This window comes from Mesorhizobium sp. M7A.F.Ca.US.006.04.2.1 (assembly GCF_004022915.1).
Taxonomy (GTDB): domain Bacteria; phylum Pseudomonadota; class Alphaproteobacteria; order Rhizobiales; family Rhizobiaceae; genus Mesorhizobium; species Mesorhizobium ciceri.
In genome coordinates this window covers 1-5,188 of sequence record NZ_RZQA01000460.1, presented here as the reverse complement: position 1 = coordinate 5,188, position 5,188 = coordinate 1, and the positions used below count along the sequence as shown (strand labels likewise).

General features: G+C 63.5%; 3 protein-coding genes and 1 pseudogene. 2 read left to right on the top strand and 2 right to left on the bottom strand.

Annotation, left to right across the window (positions count from 1 at the left end; translation table 11 throughout):
- Nucleotides 1–190: 190 nt before the first annotated feature.
- Complete coding sequence (locus EN925_RS22485) at nt 191–553, top strand: nuclear transport factor 2 family protein (RefSeq protein ID WP_013528288.1); 363 nt, start codon at nt 191–193, stop codon at nt 551–553.
- A gap of 32 nt (nt 554–585) precedes the next feature.
- On the opposite strand, the gene xylB is transcribed toward EN925_RS22485, so the two are convergent.
- Together xylB and EN925_RS22475 are read right to left on the bottom strand one after the other, a co-directional pair.
- A complete protein-coding gene (xylB, locus tag EN925_RS22480; RefSeq protein WP_027161005.1) occupies nt 586–2,040 on the bottom strand; it encodes a xylulokinase in 1,455 nt (484 codons plus the stop codon).
- 82 nt (nt 2,041–2,122) lie between these two features.
- Entirely contained in the window at nt 2,123–3,445 is a 1,323-nt protein-coding gene (locus EN925_RS22475) for a tetratricopeptide repeat protein (RefSeq protein ID WP_127368672.1), read from the bottom strand.
- A 224-nt stretch (nt 3,446–3,669) separates the two neighbouring features.
- On the opposite strand from EN925_RS22475, the pseudogene EN925_RS22470 reads away from it, so the two are divergent.
- Nucleotides 3,670–5,188, top strand: a pseudogene (locus EN925_RS22470) (autotransporter outer membrane beta-barrel domain-containing protein); the annotation flags it as partial.

Sequence of the window (5,188 nt, the reverse complement as noted above, 5' to 3'; positions counted from 1 at the left end):
CCTATAGGCCAGCGGATTGGTCGAATCCGGCCCTTCATATTTGATCTTCTGGATGTCGCCGAAAAATCCACTGCTCATGATTTCTGTCCTCTCACAAAGTTCTGACGCCATTACCTCAGGCGTAATTGGTTTCACGCCGGCGCTGGTTGAAAAGGGTCATGTCAAAGCCACCAAACGAAGGAGACAGACCATGACCGACCTCACCAAGATCGCTAAAAACTACATCACCGCCTGGAACGAAAGCGATGCCGGCCGCCGGGCCGAATTGCTCAAGGCGACCTTCACGGAAGACGTCAGCTACCGCGATCCGCTCATGCAGGGTGATGGCCATGAAGGCGTCGCGGCTCTGATCGACGGCGTGCAGCAGCGCTTTGCCGGTTTCCGGTTCTCGCTGAAGGGTACGCCGGACGGTTTTGCCGACAAGATCCGCTTCTCGTGGAATCTCGGACCTGAGGGGACGCCTTCGGTGATCGAAGGTACCGACATCGGAATCATCGAGAACGGCCGCCTCAAGAGCGTCACCGGTTTTCTCGACAAGGTGCCGGCGCAGTGAGCCGGACAGCCGCGGCGTGGGCGAAAGACCGTTCACGCCGTGGCGACCCTGATTGCCGGGTACAGCGCCCGGTAGCGCTGATAGGCATCGGCATAGGCGCCGCCGAGCGCCGCATCCGGTTCGATAGTTGCGTCCGTCCTCGGGGCCGTACAGATTTCGAGCGGATCGGCACCCGTCGCCGCGATCAGGCCGAGCCGCGCGGCACCAAAGGCGGCGCCGAAGTCGCCGTCGGCAGGAATGTCGACAGGCAGTTGAAGCGCGGTGGCAATCGCCTTCAACCAGTAGCGTGAGCGCGAACCGCCGCCGATCGCCGTCACCCGCGTCAAGGCTGTGCCGGCCGTGGCCAGCGCTTCGAGGCTGTCGCGGAAGGCAAAGGCTACACCCTCCAGCACGGCCTGGGTCAGCACGGCACGGCTCGATTGATGCGCCAGCCCGGTGAACGCGCCGCGAATGGCGGAATCATTGTAGGGCGTGCGCTCACCCGAGAGGTATGGCAGGAAGGACACGCCGCTCGGCGCCTTCAATGTGTCGCCGAGCTCAGTGGTCAACTCGCCGGCGCTCTTCCCGGTGATTTCCGACAGCCAGTTGAGCGAATCGGTTGCCGACAGGATGACCCCCATCTGGTGCCAGGTGTTCGGAAGCGCGTGGCAGAAGGTGTGAACCGCGCTAGCCGGGTTGGGCAGGTAGGAAGCGTTGGCGGCAAACAGCACACCCGACGTGCCGAGCGAAACAAAAGCGTGGCCGGCGCCAACCGTGCCCATGCCGCAGGCCGAGGCCGCGTTGTCGCCGGCGCCACCGGCGATCGGAATGCCGGCCTGGACGCCCCACTTCGATGCCAATTCGCTGCGCAATGCGCCTGCCTTCTGCGTACCCTCGACCAGCGACGGCATCTGCTTTTCATCGAGCGATGTCGCCGCGAGCAAATCCGCACTCCAGCGCCGCTTGCCGACATCGAGCCAGGACGTGCCGGCAGAATCCGACATTTCCGAAATGTGCTCGCCCGAAAGCCAGAGCCGCAGGAAATCCTTGGGCAGCAGCACTTTTGCGACCTTGGCGAAGACAGCGGGCTCGTTGTTCTTCACCCAGGCCAGTTTCGGCGCGGTGAACCCGGGAAAGACGATGTTGCCGGTCAGGGCGCGGAAACGCGGATCGGCATCGAGGACGGCGGCCTCGGCATGGCTGCGCGTGTCGTTCCACAGGATGCAGGGGCGCAGCACCTTGTCGGCGGCGTCAAGCAGCGTGGCGCCATGCATCTGGCCAGACAGGCCAATGCCCTTGACTGCCGCGAGTTCATGCGGATGGGAGGATTTGAGCTCGGCGATTGCGTCTTCGCAGGCCCGGATCCAGTGCTCGGGATTCTGTTCCGACCAGCCGGGGTGCGGCCGTGAAACATCAAGCGAACCATGGCCGGAACCGATGACGGTTTGCCCGGCATCGATCAGCAGCGCCTTGACGCCCGACGTCCCGAGATCGAGGCCCAGATACATGTCTTCCTCCCACGCCAGTTAATTTTTTCGGGTCTCGAAAAAATCTGGCTTGGCCAGTTTTTAAAACAAGATCCGCTTCGGGTCAATTCTCCGACAAATCGGCGGCGCGTCGCACAAACAGCGCTGACAGCGGACTGTCGGGCCGCGCCATCGAACGCTCCGCCGTGAGCGCCCTGGCCAGCGCACCCTCACCGGCGCGCAAGGCCGCCTCGATCAGCGTCAGGTCGATGACGTCGCGCTGGGCGTGGCTGCCACCGAAACGATGTGCGATCGCGCGGATCGGCCGGATCAGGCGCGCGGTCTCGGCGTAGCTGCCCTCACCGAATGCCTTGATGGCGAGCGTCAGCGGATGGCCGACATCTCGCGTGAAAGCCGCATTGTCGTCGCTGCCACGCATGGCCTCGCGCTGAGCCTCGAGCAAGGCGAGGGCCGGCGCATCTAACCCGGCACCCACGAAGGCCATCATCGCGTGGGCGTCGTTGAAGGCATAAAGGCCCGCTCCCGCCTTGCCCCAGTTGGCGGCGAGTGCCGCCCAGCGGTCGCCGACATCGACGCCGCCGAGGTGGAGCCGCCACAGGATTGCCGAGGCATCGACCATGTTGAGCGCCATCGTCGATTGCACGCTGTAGATAGGGCCGTCATAGAGGGCCAGCACCGCGTCGGTCTCGCCGAGATCATAGTGGAACAGCGCCAGGTGCCACCAATTGTGGACCTGCAGGAAGCTCTCCCGTGTCCACGCTTCCGGATTGGCGCGCATCCAGGCAATGCCATCCCTTTGCCGGCTTTGCATCTCCATGACATGGGCGACGGCGTGCTGCGCCCAGCCGTCGCGCGGCTCGATGTCGACTGCCTCGCGGCCAAGCTGCTCGGCCCTGACATAGTCACCCATTTCCTCCAGCCCGAAAGCCTGCATGCCGAGCATGGCGTGGTAGCCGGGCATGCCGCTTTGCCACGAAGGCAGGGCACGAGCGATGCGGTCGCGCAGCATGCGGGCATTGCCGGTGAAGAAATCGATCTGGTGGCCGACCTGCAGCGCCAGCCCGTCGCGCGGGGTCTCGATGGTGATGTCCTCGAGAACGCGGCTGGCCTCATGCCAGCGCCCGCTGGCGAGATGGCCAAGGGCCGAGACATGCGCCCGCTCGCGCGTGGTCGCGGCAAGCGGCAGTGCGGCCTCATGGCAAGCCTTGGCCACGGCCGTCGCCTCCCGCTCGGTGGCGAGGCCGAAGAGATATCCCTTGAAGACATGGGCCATGACGAAGCCGGGATCTTCAGCGATGGCGCGGTCGACGGAAGCTACGGGATCGCCGATGAAGCACTGCAGTTCACGCACTGCCTGGCTGTAAGGCGTGAATCCCGCCTCCGTCGCGCCCGAAAGTGCCAGGCCGAATGCGTCCCTGGTTGCCATGCGATGTCCTTTATCGACCCGTGACAGGCCCTTGATCCTTCGGCCCAAAGCGATCCTAAAGCATAGGCCACGGACACGCCAACCGTGCGCTACGCCAGACCTTTCAGTAGTCTTTGCAGTTTAGCAACCATGCGGGGCAGATTAGGCTTTGTAAAATTGAATGAATTGTGTCTTCATTGCGGCGGCTGGCGGGGGCTGGAAATCGCGAATCGAGAGGGGACGCGATGCGGCATGTGAAGAACTCGCTTCCGAACAGTCGTTCGGCGGATGTGCAGGTGACAATTGCTTCGCAATGGCGAAAGCCGCATCCGTTACATCCGTGGCTTATTAGCATCCTCTCAACTACAGCTTTTGCGTTGCTGCCCAACTCCGCCGCGTTTGCCGCATGCGTGCTGGCTCCATCCGCCGGAAACACCGTCTACACCTGTGACAGCGGCGACTCAGGCGGCAGCCTCACCGATCTCGACGGCGACAACACGCTGAATTTTCCCGCCGGCGGCACCGGGCAGATATCAGGCAATGTGACCTTTGGCGTCGGCACGGACCGCATCGACATGCAGTCAGGCACCATAACCGGCACCGTCGATCAGGGTGGCGGCACGGATTTCTTCAAAATTGGCGCGGGCACCGTCACCGGCAATGTCCAGCAGGGCGCCGGCATCGACGACTTCAACATGAGCGGCGGCCAGATCGGCTCGCTCAACCAGGGCGACGGCCTCGACACCTTCACCATGACCGGCGGACGCATCGTCGATTTCTTCGACGATGGCGACCACGCCGTGATGACCGGTGGCCGCATCGGCCGGGTCAACATGAAGCTCGATCAGAACTATTTCAACATGTCAGGCGGCACCATCGACCGCAACCTCGTCACTGGCTTCGACAAGGACACGATCATCCTGTCGGGCGGCACCATCGGCGGCAACATCAGCGTCAGCGGCGGCAATGACAGCGTCACGGTCACCGGCGGCACGGTCGGTGGCGATATACTGATGAGCTTTGGCGCCGACAATTTCGTCTGGAACGGTGGCGGCATCATCTATGGTTCCGTCGATCTCGGCGGCGATAACGACACCGCCAGGCTCAGCAACCTCACCAACGCCAATCTCGGTGCCACGGATGCCATATCAGGTGGTGCCGGCACCGATGCGCTGACCCTGGACAACGTCAAACTGGATGGCGTCAGCCGGCTCCAGAACTGGGAAAGCATCGACGCCACCAATGACACCCAGCTGACGATGGACAGCAATCTGGTGCTCGGCGACAGCGGCACCGGCACGGGTTCGCTCAGTGTCGATGCCGCAAGCACGCTCTACGGCGGCGGCTTCAATGCGGCGATCCAGGCGTTTACGGCAGGCCAGCTGGCGCAGGTCACCAATGCCGGGCGCATCGACCTGACCAATGGCAGCACCGGCGCCACCGACAGCCTGACGATTTCGGGCAATTATGTCGGCCTGGGTGGCCTGCTGCTTATCCAGACCGAGCTCGGTGACGATTCCTCCGCATCCGACAAGTTGGTCCTGTCGAGCGGAACGGCTTCCGGTTCGACCGGCATCTCCGTGGTCAATCTCGGCGGCGCGGGGGCTGCGACCACGCAGGACGGCATCATGGTCATCCAGGCAATCAACGGCGCCACCTCGGGCGCCACGACATTCGCGCTCGACGCCCCGGTCGCCGCCGGGGCCTTTGAATATTATCTGTTCAAGGGCGGCGTCAGCGCCGGCAGCGAGGAGAACTGGTACC

What these genes read in the sequence shown, in the direction of transcription:
- EN925_RS22485 (WP_013528288.1), top strand. Translation starts at nt 191, where the DNA reads ATGACCGACCTCACCAAGATCGCTAAAAACTACATCACCGCCTGGAAC.
- EN925_RS22475 (WP_127368672.1), bottom strand. Translation starts at nt 3,445, where the DNA reads ATGGCAACCAGGGACGCATTCGGCCTGGCACTTTCGGGCGCGACGGAG.
- xylB (WP_027161005.1), bottom strand. Translation starts at nt 2,040, where the DNA reads ATGTATCTGGGCCTCGATCTCGGGACGTCGGGCGTCAAGGCGCTGCTG.